The sequence below is a fragment of the Micromonospora lupini str. Lupac 08 genome, assembly GCF_000297395.2.
GTDB lineage: Bacteria > Actinomycetota > Actinomycetes > Mycobacteriales > Micromonosporaceae > Micromonospora > Micromonospora lupini.
The window spans coordinates 1780704-1797743 of the sequence record NZ_HF570108.1; the positions used below are offsets into that span (position 1 = coordinate 1780704).

Annotated in this window: 17 protein-coding genes; 8 read left to right on the plus strand and 9 right to left on the minus strand. The window is 73.4% G+C overall.

The features are described 5' to 3' along the window. Nucleotides 1-105: 105 nt before the first annotated feature. The 3 genes from MILUP08_RS09355 to MILUP08_RS09365 form a co-directional block, all read right to left on the minus strand. Nucleotides 106-2175 (minus strand): 3-hydroxyacyl-CoA dehydrogenase NAD-binding domain-containing protein, encoded by a 2070-nt coding sequence (locus MILUP08_RS09355; protein ID WP_007456972.1) that lies wholly within the window; start codon nucleotides 2173-2175, stop codon nucleotides 106-108. Further along, on the minus strand, nucleotides 2172-3365 hold the full coding sequence (locus MILUP08_RS09360) for a thiolase family protein (RefSeq protein ID WP_007456973.1): 1194 nt from the start codon (nucleotides 3363-3365) through the stop codon (nucleotides 2172-2174). Before MILUP08_RS09360 ends, MILUP08_RS09355 begins: the two co-directional genes overlap by 4 nt. A gap of 108 nt (nucleotides 3366-3473) precedes the next feature. Continuing rightward, on the minus strand, nucleotides 3474-4799 hold the full coding sequence (locus tag MILUP08_RS09365; protein ID WP_007456974.1) for a ribonuclease D: 1326 nt from the start codon (nucleotides 4797-4799) through the stop codon (nucleotides 3474-3476). A gap of 203 nt (nucleotides 4800-5002) precedes the next feature. On the opposite strand from MILUP08_RS09365, the gene MILUP08_RS09370 reads away from it, so the two are divergent. Both MILUP08_RS09370 and MILUP08_RS36600 read left to right on the plus strand, forming a co-directional pair. Further along, complete coding sequence (locus MILUP08_RS09370) at nucleotides 5003-6328, plus strand: S1C family serine protease (protein WP_007456976.1); 1326 nt, start codon at nucleotides 5003-5005, stop codon at nucleotides 6326-6328. Between the two features lie 170 nt (nucleotides 6329-6498). Continuing rightward, the gene (locus tag MILUP08_RS36600; RefSeq protein WP_007456977.1) at nucleotides 6499-7410 is read left to right on the plus strand and encodes a hypothetical protein; all 912 of its coding nucleotides are present in this window, start codon (nucleotides 6499-6501) and stop codon (nucleotides 7408-7410) included. Nucleotides 7411-7444: 34 nt separating this feature from the next. Here the strand turns inward: MILUP08_RS36600 and MILUP08_RS09380 are convergent, their stop codons facing one another. Continuing rightward, nucleotides 7445-8017 carry a DUF3000 domain-containing protein gene (locus MILUP08_RS09380; protein WP_007456978.1) on the minus strand — a complete coding sequence of 191 codons (573 nt, stop codon included), beginning with the start codon at nucleotides 8015-8017 and terminating at the stop codon, nucleotides 7445-7447. A gap of 149 nt (nucleotides 8018-8166) precedes the next feature. Here MILUP08_RS09380 and hemE point away from each other — a divergent pair, with 149 nt between their 5' ends. Genes hemE through hemQ form a run of 3 tightly spaced genes read left to right on the plus strand, consistent with a single transcriptional unit; the run spans nucleotide 8167 to nucleotide 11379 of the window. Next, entirely contained in the window at nucleotides 8167-9264 is a 1098-nt protein-coding gene (gene hemE, locus MILUP08_RS09385) for a uroporphyrinogen decarboxylase (RefSeq protein WP_007456980.1), read from the plus strand. A gap of 7 nt (nucleotides 9265-9271) precedes the next feature. Then, on the plus strand, nucleotides 9272-10681 hold the full coding sequence (gene hemG, locus MILUP08_RS09390) for a protoporphyrinogen oxidase (RefSeq protein ID WP_007456982.1): 1410 nt from the start codon (nucleotides 9272-9274) through the stop codon (nucleotides 10679-10681). After that, on the plus strand, nucleotides 10678-11379 hold the full coding sequence (gene hemQ, locus MILUP08_RS09395) for a hydrogen peroxide-dependent heme synthase (RefSeq protein ID WP_007456984.1): 702 nt from the start codon (nucleotides 10678-10680) through the stop codon (nucleotides 11377-11379). Before hemG ends, hemQ begins: the two co-directional genes overlap by 4 nt. A 69-nt stretch (nucleotides 11380-11448) precedes the next feature. Here hemQ and MILUP08_RS09400 read toward each other — a convergent pair whose 3' ends face one another. From MILUP08_RS09400 to MILUP08_RS09415, 4 genes are all read right to left on the minus strand, one after another. Next, nucleotides 11449-12597, minus strand: coding sequence for a lytic polysaccharide monooxygenase auxiliary activity family 9 protein (locus tag MILUP08_RS09400; protein WP_007456986.1), 1149 nt, complete (start codon nucleotides 12595-12597; stop codon nucleotides 11449-11451). Between the two features lie 118 nt (nucleotides 12598-12715). Next, nucleotides 12716-13195 carry a GNAT family N-acetyltransferase gene (locus MILUP08_RS09405; RefSeq protein ID WP_007456988.1) on the minus strand — a complete coding sequence of 160 codons (480 nt, stop codon included), beginning with the start codon at nucleotides 13193-13195 and terminating at the stop codon, nucleotides 12716-12718. 24 nt (nucleotides 13196-13219) lie between these two features. Continuing rightward, nucleotides 13220-14191 (minus strand): DMT family transporter, encoded by a 972-nt coding sequence (locus MILUP08_RS09410; RefSeq protein ID WP_007456990.1) that lies wholly within the window; start codon nucleotides 14189-14191, stop codon nucleotides 13220-13222. Nucleotides 14192-14403: 212 nt separating this feature from the next. Then, nucleotides 14404-14664 carry a hypothetical protein gene (locus MILUP08_RS09415; RefSeq protein WP_007456992.1) on the minus strand — a complete coding sequence of 87 codons (261 nt, stop codon included), beginning with the start codon at nucleotides 14662-14664 and terminating at the stop codon, nucleotides 14404-14406. 153 nt (nucleotides 14665-14817) lie between these two features. Between MILUP08_RS09415 and MILUP08_RS09420 the strand changes: the two genes are divergently transcribed. The 3 genes from MILUP08_RS09420 to MILUP08_RS09430 all read left to right on the plus strand — a co-directional run bounded on the left by MILUP08_RS09420 (nucleotide 14818) and on the right by MILUP08_RS09430 (nucleotide 16636). Next, nucleotides 14818-15093 carry an early set domain-containing protein gene (locus MILUP08_RS09420; RefSeq protein ID WP_007456994.1) on the plus strand — a complete coding sequence of 92 codons (276 nt, stop codon included), beginning with the start codon at nucleotides 14818-14820 and terminating at the stop codon, nucleotides 15091-15093. Nucleotides 15094-15202: 109 nt separating this feature from the next. Beyond that, complete coding sequence (locus MILUP08_RS09425) at nucleotides 15203-15949, plus strand: lytic polysaccharide monooxygenase (protein WP_007456997.1); 747 nt, start codon at nucleotides 15203-15205, stop codon at nucleotides 15947-15949. A 63-nt stretch (nucleotides 15950-16012) separates the two neighbouring features. Next, nucleotides 16013-16636: a DUF305 domain-containing protein gene (locus tag MILUP08_RS09430; RefSeq protein WP_007456998.1), complete on the plus strand. Its 624-nt coding sequence runs from the start codon at nucleotides 16013-16015 to the stop codon at nucleotides 16634-16636. Here the strand turns inward: MILUP08_RS09430 and msrB are convergent. Beyond that, entirely contained in the window at nucleotides 16602-17006 is a 405-nt protein-coding gene (msrB, locus tag MILUP08_RS09435; RefSeq protein WP_007457001.1) for a peptide-methionine (R)-S-oxide reductase MsrB, read from the minus strand. The two genes, MILUP08_RS09430 and msrB, sit on opposite strands and share 35 nt — an antisense overlap. Nucleotides 17007-17040 lie beyond the last annotated feature (34 nt).

A 17040-nucleotide genomic window follows, 5' to 3' on the forward strand; every position in this document is an offset into this window, starting at 1 on the left:
CTCCGACGCCGTCCCCGCCCAGGTCCCGCCCGTCAGAAACGACGCGGTGGTCGGCACGTCCTTTCTGGACGGCCGACCACCGCGACGGTGGCGCTGCGATCTTTGTCAGGCGGGCAGGCTCGCCGCCCCGCGCGGCAGGAACCGCTTGCCGGTGACCCGCTCGCTGGTGCCGGACCGGTCCAGGTACGGCGTGACACCGCCCAGGTGGAACGGCCAACCGGCGCCCAGGATCATGCACAGGTCGATGTCCTGCGCCTCGGCGACCACACCCTCGTCAAGCATCAGCCGGATCTCCTGCGCGAGCGCGTCGAGCGCGTTCTGGCGGACCTGCTCGGCGGTCAGCGGCTGGTCACCGACGACGAGCAGCGTGGCCACCTCGTCGTTGACCTGGTCGTCGACCACGATCGGCTTACCCGAGTCGGCGATCCGCTTGAGGTTCTCGCTGACACCGAACCGGTCCGGGTACGCGGTGTGCAGGGTGCCGCCCACGTGGTACGCGACGGCCGGCCCGACGAGCTGGAGCAGGGCGAGCGGACGCATCGGCAGGCCCAGCGGGTCCAGTGCGCTGTTCGCCACGTCCAGCGGGGTGCCGGCGTCGACGGCGGCGAAGACGGTGCCCAGGAAGCGGGTGAGCAGCCGGTTCACCACGAACGCCGGAGCGTCCTTGACCAGCACGCTCGACTTCTTGAGCTGCTTGCCGACCGCGAACGCGGTCGCCAGGGTGGCGTCGTCGGTGCGCTCGCCCCGGACGATCTCCAGCAACGGCAGCACGGCCACCGGGTTGAAGAAGTGGAAGCCGACCACCCGCTCCGGGTGCTCCAGCTCGGCGGCCATCTCGGTGATGGACAGCGAGCTGGTGTTGGTGGCGAGCACCGCCTCCGGGGAGACGATCTTCTCCAGCTCGGCCCAGACCTGCTTCTTGACGCCCAGGTCCTCGAAGACCGCCTCGATGACGAAGTCGGCGTCCGCGAAGGCGCTCTTGTCGACGGTGCCGCTGACCAGGCCGTACAGCTTGGCGGCGGTGCCCTTGTCCATCCGGCCCTTGGTGACGGCCTTCTCGATCTGGGTGTGCACGTAGCCGACGCCCTTGTCCACCCGGGACTGGTCCAGGTCGGTCATGACGACCGGCACCTGGAGGCGGCGGGCGAACAGCAGCGCCAACTGGCTGGCCATCAGGCCGGCGCCGACGATGCCGACCTTGGTGACCGGGCGGGCCAGGCCCTTGTCCGGTGCGCCGGCCGGCCGCTTGGCCCGCCGCTGCACCAGGTCGAACGCGTACAGGCCGCTGCGCAGCTCCTCGGAGAAGACCAGGTCCGCGAGGGCCTCGTCCTCGGCGGCGGTGCCGGCGGCGAAGTCGCCGTCCTTCGCCGTCTCCAGCAGGTCGAGCGCCTTGTACGCGGCCGGGACCGCGCCGTGCAGCCGCTGGTTCAGCGTCTCGCGGGCGAAGTAGAGCACACCCGCCCACATGTCCTTGTCGACCTCGGGCCGGGTCACGGTGACCTGACCGCGGACGACCCCGGCGGCCCACTCCAGGGACCGCTCCAGGAAGTCGGCCGGCTCCAGCAGCACGTCCGCGATGCCCATCTCGGCAGCCTGCTTCGGCTTGAGCATCTTGTTCTGCATGAGCGGGTTCTGGATGATCACCTGAGTGGCGGCGGGGATGCCGATCAGGTTCGGCAGGAGCTGCGTGCCGCCCCAGCCGGGCACCAGACCGAGCGACACCTCGGGCAGGGCGAGCGCCGCCGCGCCACCGGAGAGCGTCCGGTAGTGGCAGTGCAGCGCCAACTCCAGGCCGCCGCCCATGGCCGCGCCGTTGACGAACGCGAACGTGGGCACGGTGCTCTCCCTGAGCCGGGCGAAGACCCGGTGGCCGAGCCGGCCGATCTCCAGCGCCTGAGCGCGGTCGGCGAGCTGCGGCAGGCCCACGATGTCCGCGCCGACGCAGAAGATGTACGGCTTGCCGGTGACCGCGATGAACGCCGGGTCGGCGGCGAGCGCGGCCGTGATGGCCTCGTCCAGGCTGGTCAGACCGGCGGGACCGAAGGTGTTCGGCTTGGTGTGGTCGAAGCCGTTGTCCAGGGTGATCAGGGCGGCGGGGCGGTCCAGCCCCGGCACGGTCACCGAGCGCAGCAGCGCCCGGGTGACGACCTCGTTCGGTGCGGCGAGCGCGCTCACTTAGCTCCCTCCCAGTGCGGGTTCTCCCAGATGACCGTGCCGCCCATGCCGATGCCGATGCACATCGCTGTCACGCCGTAGCGGACCTCGGGGTGCTCGGCGAACTGGCGGGCCAGCTGGGTCATCAGCCGTACGCCCGACGACGCGAGGGGGTGTCCGATGGCGATCGCGCCGCCCCACGGGTTGACCCGCGGGTCGTCGTCGGCGATGCCGAAGTGGTCGAGGAAGGCGAGCACCTGCACGGCGAACGCCTCGTTCAGCTCGAACAGGCCGATGTCGTCGATGCTGAGCCCGGCCAGGCGCAGGGCCTTCTCCGTCGACGGGATCGGGCCGACGCCCATCACCTCCGGCTCCACCCCGACGAAACCGAACGACACCAACCGCATGGCGATCGGCAGGCCCAGTTCGCGGGCGGTGGCCTCGTCGGCGAGCAGGCTCGCGGTGGCGCCGTCGTTCAGGCCCGCCGCGTTGCCCGCGGTGACCTTGCCGTGCGGGCGGAACGGGGTCTTCAGGGTGGCCAGCTTCTCCAGCGACGTGTCGCGGGGCGCCTCGTCCACTCCGGCCAGTCCCCAGCCACCCTCGGCGTCGCGGATGGCCACCGGCACCAGGTCGTCCTGAAGCTTGCCGTTGGCGTACGCCTTCGCCGTCTTCTGCTGCGAGGCGAGCGCGAACGCGTCGGTGCGCGCCTTGGTGATGTGCGGGACCAGGTCGTGCAGGTTCTCCGCGGTGGCGCCCATGACCAGCGCCGACGGGTCCACCAGCTTCTCCGCGATGATGCGCGGGTTGGGGTCGACGCCCTCACCCATCGGGTGGCGGCCCATGTGCTCGACGCCGCCGGCGATGGCGACGTCGTACGCGCCCATGGCGATGCCGCTGGCCACGGTGGTCACGGCGGTCATCGCGCCGGCGCACATGCGGTCGATGGCGAAGCCGGGAACGGTCTTGGGCAGACCGGCCAGCAGCGCGGCGGTACGGCCGATGGTGAGGCCCTGGTCACCGATCTGGGTGGTGGCCGCGATGGCGACCTCCTCGACCCGCTCCGGCGGCAGCTGCGGGTTGCGGCGCAGCAGCTCACGGATGCAGCGGATCACCAGGTCGTCGGCGCGGGTGTTGGCGTACATGCCACCCGCCTTGCCGAACGGGGTACGGACGCCGTCGACGAAGACGACATCCCGAACTTCACGGGGCACTTGAGCCTCCTAGCCGGACGGGCACGTTACCCCGGATGCTACTCGCCAGTAACCAACCTGCCGCCCGCCCCCCGCTGTGGCACACCCCACACCGGAGAGCGGGGCGGGTCAGGGGATGGGGTTGGGGGACAGGGCCTGGGTCAGCTCGGGAGTCAGCAGGGCGATCTGCCACTCGCGGGCGTTGAAGCCGCGCAGGGTCTCCGCCACCGCGTCCTCGGTGACCTCCTCCGGCGGGCTCCACGCCAGACGACGTACCGAATCCGGGGTGATCAGATTTTCCGGGGGCAGGTTGTGCTCGCCCGCGATGCGGACCACCACCTCCCGGCAGCGGGCCAGGCGACCGGCCGCCACCGGGTCCCGCTCGGCCCACCGGTGCGGTGGTGGTGGGCCCTCCACCGCCGGGGTGGCCGGAAGCGCGTCGTCCGGCAGCTCCCGGGCGTCGTCGAGCGCGGCCAGCCAGGTGCGGGCCAGCCGGCGGACCGAGCGCCCCCCGAAGCCGGGCAGCGTCAGCAGCGTCTTCTCGTCCTTCGGGTCCAGCTCGGCCGCGGCGACGATGGCCGAGTCGGGCAGCACCCGGCCGGGCGCGGCGTCCCGCCGGGCCGCGATCTGGTCCCGGGCGTACCACAACGAACGGACCCGGGCCTGGGCCCGCGCCCCGCGCACCCGGTGGATGCCCGACGTGCGCCGCCAGGGCTCCGCGCGGACCCGGGGCGGCCGGGCGCCGGTCCGGACCAGCGCGGCGAACTCCTCCGCGGCCCAGGCCGACTTGCCCTGCCGGGTCAGCTCGGCGTCGAGCGCGTCGCGGAGGTCGGTGAGCATCTCCACGTCGAGCGCGGCGTAGGTCAGCCACGACTCGGGCAGCGGTCGACTCGACCAGTCGGCCGCCGAGTGGTGCTTCTCCAGGGTGAATCCGAGTAGCTGCTCGGTCAGCGCGGCCAGGCCGACCCGCTCGAACCCGGCCAGCCGAGCGGCCAGTTCCGTGTCGAACAACCGGCGCGGGCGCAGCCCCACCTCGGCGAGGCAGGCCAGATCCTGACTGGCCGCGTGGAGCACCCACTCGGCCTCGCCGATCACCGCGTCCAGCGTGCTGAGATCGGGCAGCGGCAGCGGGTCGATGAGTGCTGTGCCGGCGCCCGCGCGGCGCAGCTGCACCAGGTACGCGCGCTGGCTGTAGCGGTACCCCGAAGCGCGCTCGGCATCCAGGGCGACCGGGCCGGTGCCCGCCGCGAACCGGGCCACGACCTCGGCAAGCTCGGCCGAGGTGGTCACCGGATCAGGGGTGCCGTCGCGGGGGGCGGTCAGCGGAACGGGCCCACCGTCGGTCGGGTCGGGCCCCTCGCCCGCCGGCTGCGGCTGGGCCGACGGCGGCTGCTGGGGTGCGTTTCCCGGGAGTTCTTCGGTGGGCCGACGGCGCAGGGGTGGTTCGTCGGTCACCTGCCAACCCTAGTGCGCGCCAGGATCCGGCGTGTGCAGCCGGTCCGGCGTGTGTCGGTCAGGTGTCCGTAAGGCGTCCTTTCGGATGCCGGACATCGGGGGAGACAAAGCCCTTTCGCGCAGGTACGGTCCATCGAGCCGCCGACCCCGCTCGGGTGATCCTGGGTCGTGGCCGCAAGCGAAAGACCACGGGGAAAGGCAAGATGATCATGACGGCTGGCTTCGGTGCGGGGGACGCACGGCCAACGGGCGCCGAGCCTGACGACGTGAGCGGGCGGGCCGCCGAACGACCGGGCCCGCTGCCGCCGCGCATCGAACCGCACCCGGAGGTCGGCGCCACCTGGCCCGGCGCACCGGGCCAGAGCGCCGAGCCCTCCGCCGCCGTCCCGGCGCCCCGTACCGGCTGGGTGGCCCCACCCAACGCAGGCCAGTGGGGCGCCGCGCCCCAGGGGCCCCTGCCCGCCGGCCCGCACGCCACGACCGCAGCACCGGGCACGGCCGCCGCGCACGGCACCGCCGCACCCGGCATGCCCGCCGCACACGGCACGGCCGCGCCGTACGCGACGGGGCCGGCGCCGTACGGCCCCGGGACGTACAACCCGGGCACTCCCACGTCCTACGGCGCTGGCGGCTACCCGCCCGCCGGTGACCTGGCCAGCGCGCCGCCGTTCGCCACCGCGGGTCACCCGGGCCAGCCCGGCAACCCCGGCCAGCCCGGCTGGCCGGGCGTCACCCCGCCCGCGCGACCCACCCGACGCCGGTGGCCGAGGGCGCTCGCCGTGCTGCTCGTCGTCGCGCTTGCCGCCGTGGCCGGACTGCAGGCGTACCAGCTCAACCGGCTCGACGACCGGCTCGCCGCCACCGACCGCAGGCTGGCCCAGGCCCAGGACGGCGACGGCACCCGCCTCGACGGCCTGGAACAGCGCGCGGACGCGCTGGAGAAGCAGGCCGGGGCCGCGTTCAACCCCGAGGCGGTGGCAAGCGCCGTGCTGCCAAGCGTCTTCCGGGTGCGGGCCGGTCAGTTCACCGGCACCGCGTTCGCGGTCGGCAAGCCGGCGGCCGGTGGCGGCACCAACCTGTTCACCAACTTCCACGTGGTCGAGTCGGTCTGGGAGAGCGGCGGCCGGCAGGTCTTCCTGGAGCGCACGGACCAGCGCTTCCCGGCCACCATCGTCAAGGTCGACAAGGCCAACGACGTGGCGCACCTGCGGGCGACGGGCAAGTTCACCGGCCTGGTCACCGCGCCCACCGCAGTGAAGTCCGGGCAGCAGATCATCGTCGTCGGTGCGCCGCTCGGCCTGGAGGACAGCGTCACGACCGGTGTGGTGAGCGCGTTGCGCGCCGCTCAGGGCGGCTCCGGCCCCGCCATCCAGTTCGACGCCCCGATCAACCCCGGCAACTCCGGCGGCCCGGTGATCAACGGCAGCAAGCAGGTGGTCGGCATCGCCACCGCCAAGGCTCGCGACGCCGAGGGCATCGGGCTCGCCATCCCGATCAAGGTCGCCTGCGACGGGTTCAAGATCTGCTGACCCGCGGCCCCGGCCGCTCGCGCCACCCGCGGCCCTCCCGGCCGCTCGCGCCACCGACGGCCTTTCCGGCCGTCCCCGAACCGTCCGGGTCCTCGGCCCCGGACGACCCCGTCGCTGCATCCGGTCCGTCGCGCCTACCGGCGGAGGACCTGCTCACCTGGAGGAAGAACATGTCCCAGCCACCGACCGGGCCGGAGGGTTTCCCGCCCGCCACCCCGACGCCGCCGGCCGGCTCGCCCGACCCCGACCCGACCGTGCAGCACGCGGCCGGCGCCGACCCGACCGTGCAGCACGCGGCCGGCGCCGACCCGACCGTGCGGTACCCGGCCGGGCAGCCCGCGCCGCAGCAGTACGCGCCGGGCCACGCCGCGCCGCAGTACGGCGCTGCGCCCGAGCAGCCGCAGTACGGCGGCGTCGCGCCCGCGCAGCCGCAGTACGGCGCCCCGCAGACGCCGGGCTACCCGGCCAGTGCTCCGCCGTACGCCGGCCAGCCGATGTCGGCCCCGCCGGTCTCCGGCGCGGCGTACGGGCAGCCGATGTCCGCCCCGCCGGTGTCCGGTCCGGCGTACGGGCAGCCGATGTCCGCCCCGCCGGTCTCGGGGGCGGCGTACGGGCAGCCCATGTCGGGTCCGCCCGGGATGGCGCCGTACGGTGCCGCCCCGGCCCCGCGGCGTGGTCGCGCGGTGCTGGTGCTGGCCCTGGTGGCCGCGCTGCTCTTCGTGGTCAGCGGGGTGATGACCGGGCTGTTCGTGACCAAGAACAACGAGCTGAACCGGACCGAGAAGCGCCTCACCAGTCAGGTCAGCCAGCGTGACGGGACGATCTCGGCCAACACCACCGAGATCGCGAAGCTCAAGACCGATCTGCAGGCCATGCAGGACAAGCTCGACAACACCGAGCAGGACCTGACGGGCACCCGCAACGACCGCGACGAGCAGGCCCGGCAGAAGAAGGTCATCGCGAGTTGCCTGGACAAGCTGACCACCGCGCTGGGTGCGGCGGCGGCCGGGAACAGGAGCGCGTACAACACGGCGATGAAGGGCCTCGACAAGGTGTGCGACGAGGCGGAGAACTACCTCTGACCCGCTAGCGACCGTGCCGGCCGCCGCCGAGGTGTCAGGCGGTGGCGGCCGGGCGGCGGTCGGCCAGGGCGGTGACCCCGGGTGGGGGGAGGCCGGCCGTCGAGGCGAGCAGGGCGCACCAGCCGAGCAGGTGGGGGGCGAGGTCGTCGTCGACGGGTGTCCAGGAGGCGCGGATCTCGATGTCGCCGGCCGTCGGTGGGCCGGCCAGGTCGCCGAACCGGGTCGACATGGTCTGGGTGACCGTCCCGCCGATCGCCCGGTGACCCGCGTCCTGGGCGTCCAGGGCGTCGGTCAGCCACGTCCACCCCACGCCGGGGAGCAGTGGGTCGGCGGCGAGGTCGACCTCCAACTCGGCCGTCACGTAGGTGACCAGTCGCAGCGTGCCCTGCCAGGCTTCGTGCCCGGCCGGGTCGTGCAGCAGGATCAGCCGGCCGGTGGCCACCTCGTCGCCGTCGCGCAGCACCGTCGCGGAGAGCGCGAACGTGAACGGCGCGAGCCGCTGGGGGGCGCCGACCTCCTCGAGGGTGATCTCCGGTCGGGGCGCCGGTGACCGCAACCCGGCGACCGCGCGGGCGAAGGTCTCCGGGAGCGCGATCGGGGGGGCCATGTCGGCAGCCTATGCCGCCGTCGGCCCACAGGCTTCGACGGCGCGCCGACACGTACCCCGACCGCCCCGCCACGCGACGGACGTTAGGTGCGTCCCCTTCCGTTCACCCCCGGCGGCCTGGGGTCGGGCGGCGTGGCACGATTGCGGCGATGACCACGGACACCACGGGCACTGCCGCCCGAGACGGACACCCGCGCCCCGGCGGCCCGGCCGACTCGCCCTTCATCCGGGCCTGTCGGCGTCGGCCCGGCCCGCACACCCCGGTCTGGTTCATGCGCCAGGCTGGCCGCTCACTGCCGGAGTACCGGGAGATCAGGGCCAGCGTGCCGATGCTGGAGTCCTGCCGTCGCCCGGAGCTGGTCACCGAGATCACCCTCCAGCCGGTGCGCCGGCACGGGGTAGACGCGGCCATCCTGTTCAGCGACATCGTGGTGCCGGTCGCCGCGGCCGGGATCGACCTGGACATCGTGCCGGGCACCGGCCCGGTCGTGGCCGAGCCGATCCGTGCCGCCGCCGACGTCGAGCGGATCCGCCCGATCGGCCGCGACGACGTCCCGTACGTGGACGAGGCCGTCCGCCAGCTGGTGGTCGAGCTGGGCGACACCCCGCTGATCGGCTTCGCCGGCGCACCGTTCACCCTGGCCAGCTACCTGGTCGAGGGTGGCCCGTCGCGGACCCACGCGAAGACCAAGGCGCTCATGTACGGCGATCCGGAGCTGTGGCACGCGCTCTGCGGCCGGCTGGCCGAGGTGACGCTTGCCTTCCTGCGGGTGCAGATCGAGGCCGGCGTGTCCGCCGTGCAGCTGTTCGACTCATGGGCCGGTGCGCTCTCCGAGGCCGACTACCGCCGCTACGTGCTGCCGCACTCGACTGCCGTGCTCAGCGGGCTGTCGGACGCCGGCGTGCCGCGCATCCACTTCGGGGTGGGCACCGCCGAGCTGCTCGGCGCGATGGGCGAGGCCGGCGCGGACGTGGTCGGCGTCGACTGGCGTACGCCGCTGGACGTGGCCACGCACCGGATCGGCCCGGACAAGGCGGTGCAGGGCAACCTGGACCCGGCCGTGCTGCTCGCGCCGTGGCCGGTGGTGGAGGCCGAGGTGCGCCGGATCCTGGCCCAGGGGCGGGCGGCTCCCGGGCACGTGTTCAACCTCGGCCACGGTGTGCTGCCGGAGACCGATCCGGACGTGCTGACCCGGGTGGTCGCGCTTGTGCACGAGGTCTCCAGCCGCCGGGCCGACCAGGGCTGACACGGCGATGCGGCAGCCCTGGCGGGTGGCGGTGGTCGGCGGCGGGATCGCCGGGCTGGCCGCCGCGGTCCGGCTGCGCGACCGCGCGCCGGAGGGCACCGAGATCACGGTGTACGAGCAGTCCGGCGCGGTGGGCGGCAAGCTGCGTACCGGGACGTTGGCCGGCGCGCCGGTGGAGTTCGGCGCCGAGTCGTTCCTGATGCGCGACCCGACCGGGGCGCAGAGCGCGGCGGTGGCGTTGGCGCACCGGCTCGGCCTGGCCGACCGGATCGTGCACCCCAGCGTCGGGCAGGCCGCGCTCGTCGTCGACGGGGGGCTGCGCCCCGTCCCGGGCGGGACCCTGGTGGGCGTACCCGGGGATCTGGAGCGGGTGGCCTCCGTCGCGCGCCCGGCCGCGGACGCCGACACCGACGACGGCCGGCCGCTGGTCGGGCCGGACGCGGACGTCTCGGTGGGCGCGCTGGTCCGGTCCCGGTTCGGCGACGAGGTGGTCGACCGGCTGGTCGACCCCATGCTGGGCGGCGTGTACGCGGGCCGTGCCGACGACCTGTCCCTGGTCACCACGATGCCGGCGCTGGCCCGCACGGCACGCGTGGAGCACACCCTGGTCGGCGCGGTCCGGGCGGCGCAGGCCGCCGCGCCGCGCGCGCCGGGCGCCCCGGTCTTCGGCACCATGGTTGGCGGGCTGAGCACCCTGGTCGAGGCGGCGGTGACGGCCAGCGGCGCGACGGTACGACGGGACGCCGCCGTGCGCGAGTTGACCCCGACCGGCACCGGTTGGCGGCTCACGGTCGGCCCGACCCGCGATCCGGAACTGGTCGACGTGGACGCCGTGGTGCTGGCCGTGCCGGCCCGGCCGGCCGCCCGGCTGCTCGCCGGTCCGGCCCCGGTGGCGGCCGCGGCCGTCGGCGAGCTGGACTACGCGAGCGTCGCCCTGGTCACCCTGGCGTTGCCGCAGCCGCTGCTGCCCGAGCTGTCCGGCTTCCTGGTGCCGAGCACCGAGGGGCTGCTGATCAAGGCGGCCACGTTCTTCACCACGAAGTGGGGGCACCTGCGTCGGCCGGACGGGCTGGCGCTGGTGCGTGCCTCGGTGGGCCGCTACGGCGAGGAGGCGCACCTCCAGCGGCCGGACGCGGACCTGGCCGCGACTGTGCACCGGGAGCTGTCGGCGGTGCTCGGCGCTCCGCTGCCCGCCCCGGTCGACGGGCACGTGCAGCGGTGGGGCGGCGCGCTGCCCCAGTACGCCCCGGGGCACGCCGACCGGGTGAGTGGCGCGCGCACGGCGTTGCGGGCCGTGCATCCCACACTGGTCCTGGCCGGCGCCGGCTACGACGGTGTCGGCATACCGGTCTGCGTCCGCTCCGGCGAGACGGCGGCCGACGAGATCATCACAGCACTGGGAGGACCGGCGAGATGACCGAGCAGACCAACGCGGCCCGGTTGCGGGAGCTGAACGACAGCATCCGCTACACGATGTGGTCGGTGTTCCGGGCGAGCGCCCCACTGCCGTCGTTGCGGGACAACGTCACAGGTGAGGTCGAGTCGCTCTTCGAGGAGCTGGCCGGCAAGGACGTGGTGATCCGGGGCGTGTACGACGTGTCCGGGCTGCGCGCCGACGCGGACGTGATGATCTGGTGGCATTCCGCGTCCAGCGACGCGCTTCAGGACGCGTACCTGCGGTTCCGCCGCACCACGCTGGGCCGGGCGCTGACCCCGGTCTGGTCGCAGATGGCGCTGCACCGGCCGGCGGAGTTCAACAAGAGCCACATCCCGGCGTTCCTGGCCGGCGAGGAGGCCCGCCCCTACCTGTGCGTCTACCCGTTCGTGCGGTCCTACGAGTGGTATCTGCTGCCCGACGCCGAGCGGCGCGAGATGCTCGCCGAGCACGGCAAGATGGCCCGCGGCTACCCCGACGTACGGGCCAACACGGTGGCCTCGTTCGCGCTTGGCGACTACGAGTGGATGCTCGCGTTCGAGGCCGACGAGCTGCACCGGATCGTCGACCTGATGCGGGACCTGCGCGCCTCCGGCGCCCGGCGGCACGTCCGCGAGGAGGTCCCGTTCTACACGGGCCGCCGCCGCTCGGTCGCCGAGATCGTCAACTGCCTGGTCTGATCCCCGCCGGCCGGCTGATCCCCGCCGGCCGGCGCCGCGCCCCCGCCCGGGTGCGGCGCCGGACGGGGATCAACTGGTCTTCGTACAGGAGACCAGGGGAACGGGGTTGCTACCGGTCCACGAGCCGAGGAAGCCGAACGTGGTGCTCGCTCCGCCGGCCAGGGCGCCGTTGTAGTTCACGTTGCGTGCGGTGACAAGCGTGCCGTTGGTGGTGAGATCGGCGCTCCACGCGGACGCGACCTTCTGACCGTTGTTGTAGTTCCAACTCACCGACCAGCTCTGGGTCGGCGAGTTGGCGCCCGCGGTCACCTTCACCTCGGCCTGGAAGCCGCCGGCCCACTGGCCGGTGATCTGGTACGTCGCGGAGCAGGCGCCGGCCGGCACGGGAGTGCTCGGCGGAGGCGTGCTCGGCGGCGGGGTGGTGGGCGGGGGAGTGGTGGGCGGCGGCGTCGTCGGGGGCGGCGTGGTCGGAGGCGGGGTCGTCGGCGGCGGCGTGGTGGGCGGCGGGGTGCTCGTGCCGCCGGAGAAGTCCACGTCACTGCACAGGTAGTACGACTGGTCCAGGTGGCTGGCCTGCCACACGGTGTAGACGATGTGCCGCCCGGTGCGGCCCGGCGCGCTCACCGGGATCTGGATGGAGACGCCACCGGTGTCCCGGTCCCACTGCGACGCAGGGGTGTTGCCGATCTGGCCGGCCAGCTCCAGGTCGTCCCAGCCAAGCGCCTCGGTCGACGAGTTGAAGCCCTGCTTGGTCACGTACACCCGGATGTAGTCGGCGCCGTGGCTGGCCTGGTCAAAGAAGCGCAGCCGGAAGTTGTTCGACACCGGGGTGGCCTTCCACGCGCCGATGGTGTCCAGCGCGTTGTAGCGACCGTTCTGGGTGTGCCCGCCGCTGCACAGCTGGCCGTTGGGGACGGCGGCCTGGTGGTTGCCGGCCACGCCCTCGCGGAACAGGCCGTTCCAGTTCCACATGGCCTGCGGGTCGGCCTGCCAGGCCTGCCAGCACATCGGGTCCTCGGTGGCCATCCGGGGATTCTGGAATTCGCTGCCCCAGCGTTGCCAGCAGCTGTAGTTGCGCGAGGCCGGGTCGACGACCGAGCCGTGCGCGGAGGCGGGCTGGACCAGCGCGACGCTCAGCGCGGTGGTCAGCAGGAGCGTGGCGGCCGCCGCGATGGCGAGTGGCCGGCGCACGCGTGGTGATCGGGCGAGAGTGGACATGGAGCCCCCGGGGGGATGAGGTCGGACGACGACACCCGGACGGCCGGGAGTTGCCCGCTCCCGTGCCTACTGCGTTGCTCTCGCGCTGGCTCCACCCGGCACGATGCCAGGCCGATCGTCAGACGTCAATGGTCGGCGTCGTCGGCGCGGGTCCCGCGGTGCGACGCATCGGGGTGTGCGGGATGCCGTCCTCGACGTACTCGGGGCCGCTCGCCGTGAAGCCGTGCCGGGCGTAGAAACCGACGAGGTGCGACTGGGCCTCCAGCACGCAGGGCCGGTCGCCGACCAGGTCCAACGCGGCCGTCATCAGCCGACCGGCCTGCCCGCCGCCGCGCGCCGCCGGGGCCACCACCACCCGACCGATCCGGGCGACGCCGTCGGGGTCGGCCAGGATCCGCAGGTACGCAAGCGGCGCGCCGCCGTCGGTCAACCAGAGGTGGCGGGTGCCCGGCTCCACGTCCCGCCCGTCGAGTTCGGGGTAGGGGCAGTGCTGCTCCACCACGAACACGTCGATGCGCAGCTTGAGCAGGTCGTGGAAGGTGCGAGCGTCCAGGTCGGCGAACCCGGCCGTCCGGACCTCGGTGGTCTGCTGGGGCACGGCACCGATCGTAGGCCGGGGGGTTCAGGCGGTGTCCGCGCCCTGCCGGACCAGGTGGTCGGTTGCCCGGTCGGGTGCGAGGTAGGTGGCGGCCACGGCGGTGAGCAGCAACGCGCCGCCGACGAGCACCGGCAGTGGCAGCGGTTCGTGCAGCAGCGCCACGGCCAGGGCGGCCGCCGTCAGCGGTTCGAGCAGGGTCAGCACGGCCGCGACGCTGCCGGCGGTCGTCCGCAGCCCGGCGTAGAACAGCGCGTACGCCACGGCGGTGGTGACGACGCCGAGGTGCAGCAGCAGGGCCAGGGTGTCGAGGCGTACGTCGACGGCGACGCCGGACACCACTGCCATCGGCGCCAGGGTCAGCGCGCCGACCACCGTGGAGATCGTGGTCAGTGTCATCGGCGCGGTGTGCTGCGACACCTGGCGGCTGATCAGGGTCGTCACCGCGTACCCGAGGCCGGACCCGGCGGCCGCGAGCAGACCCAGCAGCGGAGCCGGAGCGGCAGTCGTGGGCTCGGCGGTGGCCCCGGTGATCAGGGCGAGCCCGGCCACTGCGGTGACCAGGGTGCCGAGGCGCACCGGGTCGGGGAGCCGGCGGGCCCGCAGTGACTCCCAGGTCGTGGCGAGCACCGGGGCCAGGCCCAGGCTCACGACGGTGGCCACGCTGACCCCGGCGAGCGCCACGGCGGCGAAGTAGAGCGCCTGGTAGAGCCCGAGGCCGACGCCGGTGAACAGCAGCGGTACGGGTGCGGCGCGCAGGGCGGCCAGGAGCGCGCCCAGCCGGCCGACGGTGCACGCCAGCAGGACGAGCGCGGCGATCGCCAGGCGGTGGAAGCCGATGCTGACCGGGCTGAGCCCGGTGCTCTCGCGCAGCAGTTGCACCGCCACGCCTGTGGTGCCCCACAGGACTCCGGTGACGCTGATCTGGATAAGGCCCGTGCGGGCCCGGCGGACGGCCGGCCCGGAAGCGGCCGGGCGCAAGGTACGAGAGGTGGACACGGATGCGCTCCGAAGGGTGAGCCGTTGACGGGGGCGACGTCGACGGAGCGCATACGACAAGGTGGCCGAGCGGGGTCAGGTCACCCGGTCGGCGAGACGCGCGGCGCTCCGTTCAGGAGCGCGGCGGGGGCAGGACGCCCAGGAACGGCCGCATGGCGACGACCGTACCCCAGTTTGGTGGTCCGGCTGGGCCCGCGGCCGGGCTGGCGCGGTCAGGCGGGGCGCGCGCCCACGGCGTCGCGGATCTCGGCGCCCTCGGCGCCCTCGACCGCGCGGGCGCAGTGCCCGCAGCAGAAGAACCGGCCGTTGACCTCCACGCCGTGCCCGACGATCTTGATCTGACAGTGTTCGCAGATGGGTGCCATGCGGTGGATCGCGCACTCGAAGGAGTCGAAGGTGTGCACATCGCCGCTGACGGTGTGCACCTCGAACGCCATCCAGTAGTCGTTGCCGCAGACCTCGCAGGTTGCCACGAAACCCCCCGTATCAGGACATGTGCCACCAGGTTGCCCGAGGTTGGGGCGGTGGTGGGCGAATTACCGCCAGTCGGCCGCGCTTGGCGGCGTGTCGGCTCCGGCGTGTCGTCCGTTAGGCCGGATGAACCGCCGTGACCCCGGAGGATCGCCATGATCAAACGCAACAAGCTCTTCGGCAGCCAGACCCGGGTGACCTTCTGCCTCCCCCGGGACGCGCCGCCCGGTCCGGTGAGCGTGGTGGGCTCCTTCAACGACTGGGAGCCAGGCCGGCACGAGCTGGTGGCCCGCCGCGACGGCACCCGGACGGTAACCGTGAAGCTCGGCCCGGGGGAGTACCGGTTCCGCTATCTCGCCAGCGGCGGAGTGTGGCTCGACGACGAGACGGCCGACGACGTCGACGACGGCGGCAGCCTGCTGCGACTCTGAGGAGTGAAGTCGTCACCATCGATGGATTTATCGATGACGCTCTTTACTGTTAATAAAGTTTAAATTACCTTGAGGGCACCTCACCGCACCTGGAGAAGGAGCTGCCCCCATGCGTCGAAGAATCACCGTCCCGCTGGTGGCGGCGGGCGCTGTCGCCGCCACCCTCACCGTCGCCGCGCCCGCCCAGGCGCACGGCTACGTCTCCGCGCCACCCAGCCGGCAGGCGCTCTGCGCGCAGGGCCGGGTGCCCGACTGCGGGCAGATCAAGTACGAGCCGCAGAGCGTCGAAGGGCCCAAGGGCCTGAAGAGCTGCAACGCCGGCATCGCCCAGTTCGCCGTCCTCAACGACGACAGTCGGGGCTGGCCGGCCACATCGGTCGGCAGTTCGCTGACCTTCACCTGGGTCAACACCGCCCGGCACGCCACAAGCAACTGGGAGTACTGGATCGGCAACACCCGCGTCGGCGTGGTCAACGGCAACGGGCAGCAGCCGGGCGCGACGGTCTCGCACACCGTCAACCTGGGCGGCTTCTCCGGCCGGCAGAAGATCCTCGCGGTGTGGAACATCTCGGACACCGCGAACGCCTTCTACTCCTGCATCGACGTGCAGATCGGTGGCGGCGGGTCGACGCCCACCCCCACGCCGACCACCTCGCCCACACCCCGGCCCACCACCAGCCCGACCACCGCGCCGACGACCCCACCCCCCACGGGCGGCAGTTGGACGAGCGGACGGGCGTACCAGGTCGGCGACCAGGTCACCTACGGCGGACTGACGTACCGCTGCCGGCAGGCCCACACGGCGATTCCCGGCTGGGAGCCGCCGAACGTGCCGGCGCTCTGGCAACAGGTCTGACCGCACGGGTGCGGCCCCGGCCGCACCCGTGTCGCCGTCTCATCGGATGATCGGAGCCTCGGCATGCCCCGCGTACACCTGCTGTCGTGGCTGGTCGCGGCGTCACTGCTCGCCGCCTGCGCCGGACCGTCCCCGCAACCGGCGGCACCCGCGTCCCCGGCCGCGTCGGCGGCTGGATCGTCGGCGGTCGGGTCGGCGCCGGCCGGCGCCGAACTGAGCGGCATCGACGTGGTGTTCCTGAGCACGATGGTCGGGCACAGCGAACGCACCCTGCAGATCGTCCGGCTGGCCCGGGACCGGCTGCGCGACCACGCGCTGCGCACCCTGGCCGCCGCCATCGAGGCGACCGAGGCCGACGAGCTGTCGGCCATGCGCGGCTGGCTGCCCACGGCCGGGCCGGGCGTCGGCGCGGCCGGGCACGACCACGCCGGGCACGGCGACGACACGGCGCTCGAGCGGCTACGGGACGTCGGGGACGCCGACGTCGACCGGGTGCTGCGCGAGGTGCTCGCCGAGCACCAGCGGGCCGCCGCCGACCTGGCCCGGGCCCAGGTCGACGTCGGCCGCGACGAGCGGGTCCGCGACCTGGCCCGGCGGATCGAGCGGTCCCGGACCGCCGAGGTCGAGCTGCTCCAGGGGTACGCGGCTCAGATCAGCTCGGCTCCAGCCGAACGGAGATCGAGTTGACGCAGTGCCGGGTGTCCTTCGGAGTGAAGCCCTCGCCGTGGAACACGTGCCCGAGGTGGCTGTCGCAGCGGGCGCAGCGGATCTCCGTACGGGCCATGCCGAGGCTGCGGTCCTCGATCTCCTTGACCCGGCCCGGGATGGCGTCGTCGAAGCTCGGCCACCCGCAGTGCGAGTCGAACTTCGTGTCGCTGGAGAAGAGTTCCAGGCCGCAGGCACGACAGTGGTAGACCCCCTGGGTCTTGGTGTCCACGTACTCGCCGGTCCACGGGCGCTCGGTGCCCGCCTCCCGCAGGACGTGGAACTCCTCCGGGCTCAGGCGGACACGCCACTCGTCCTCGGTCTTGGGCAGGTTGTTGTCGTCAAGACTCACCCGTCAACGGTACGTCGAACGTCGGGGGCGTGGC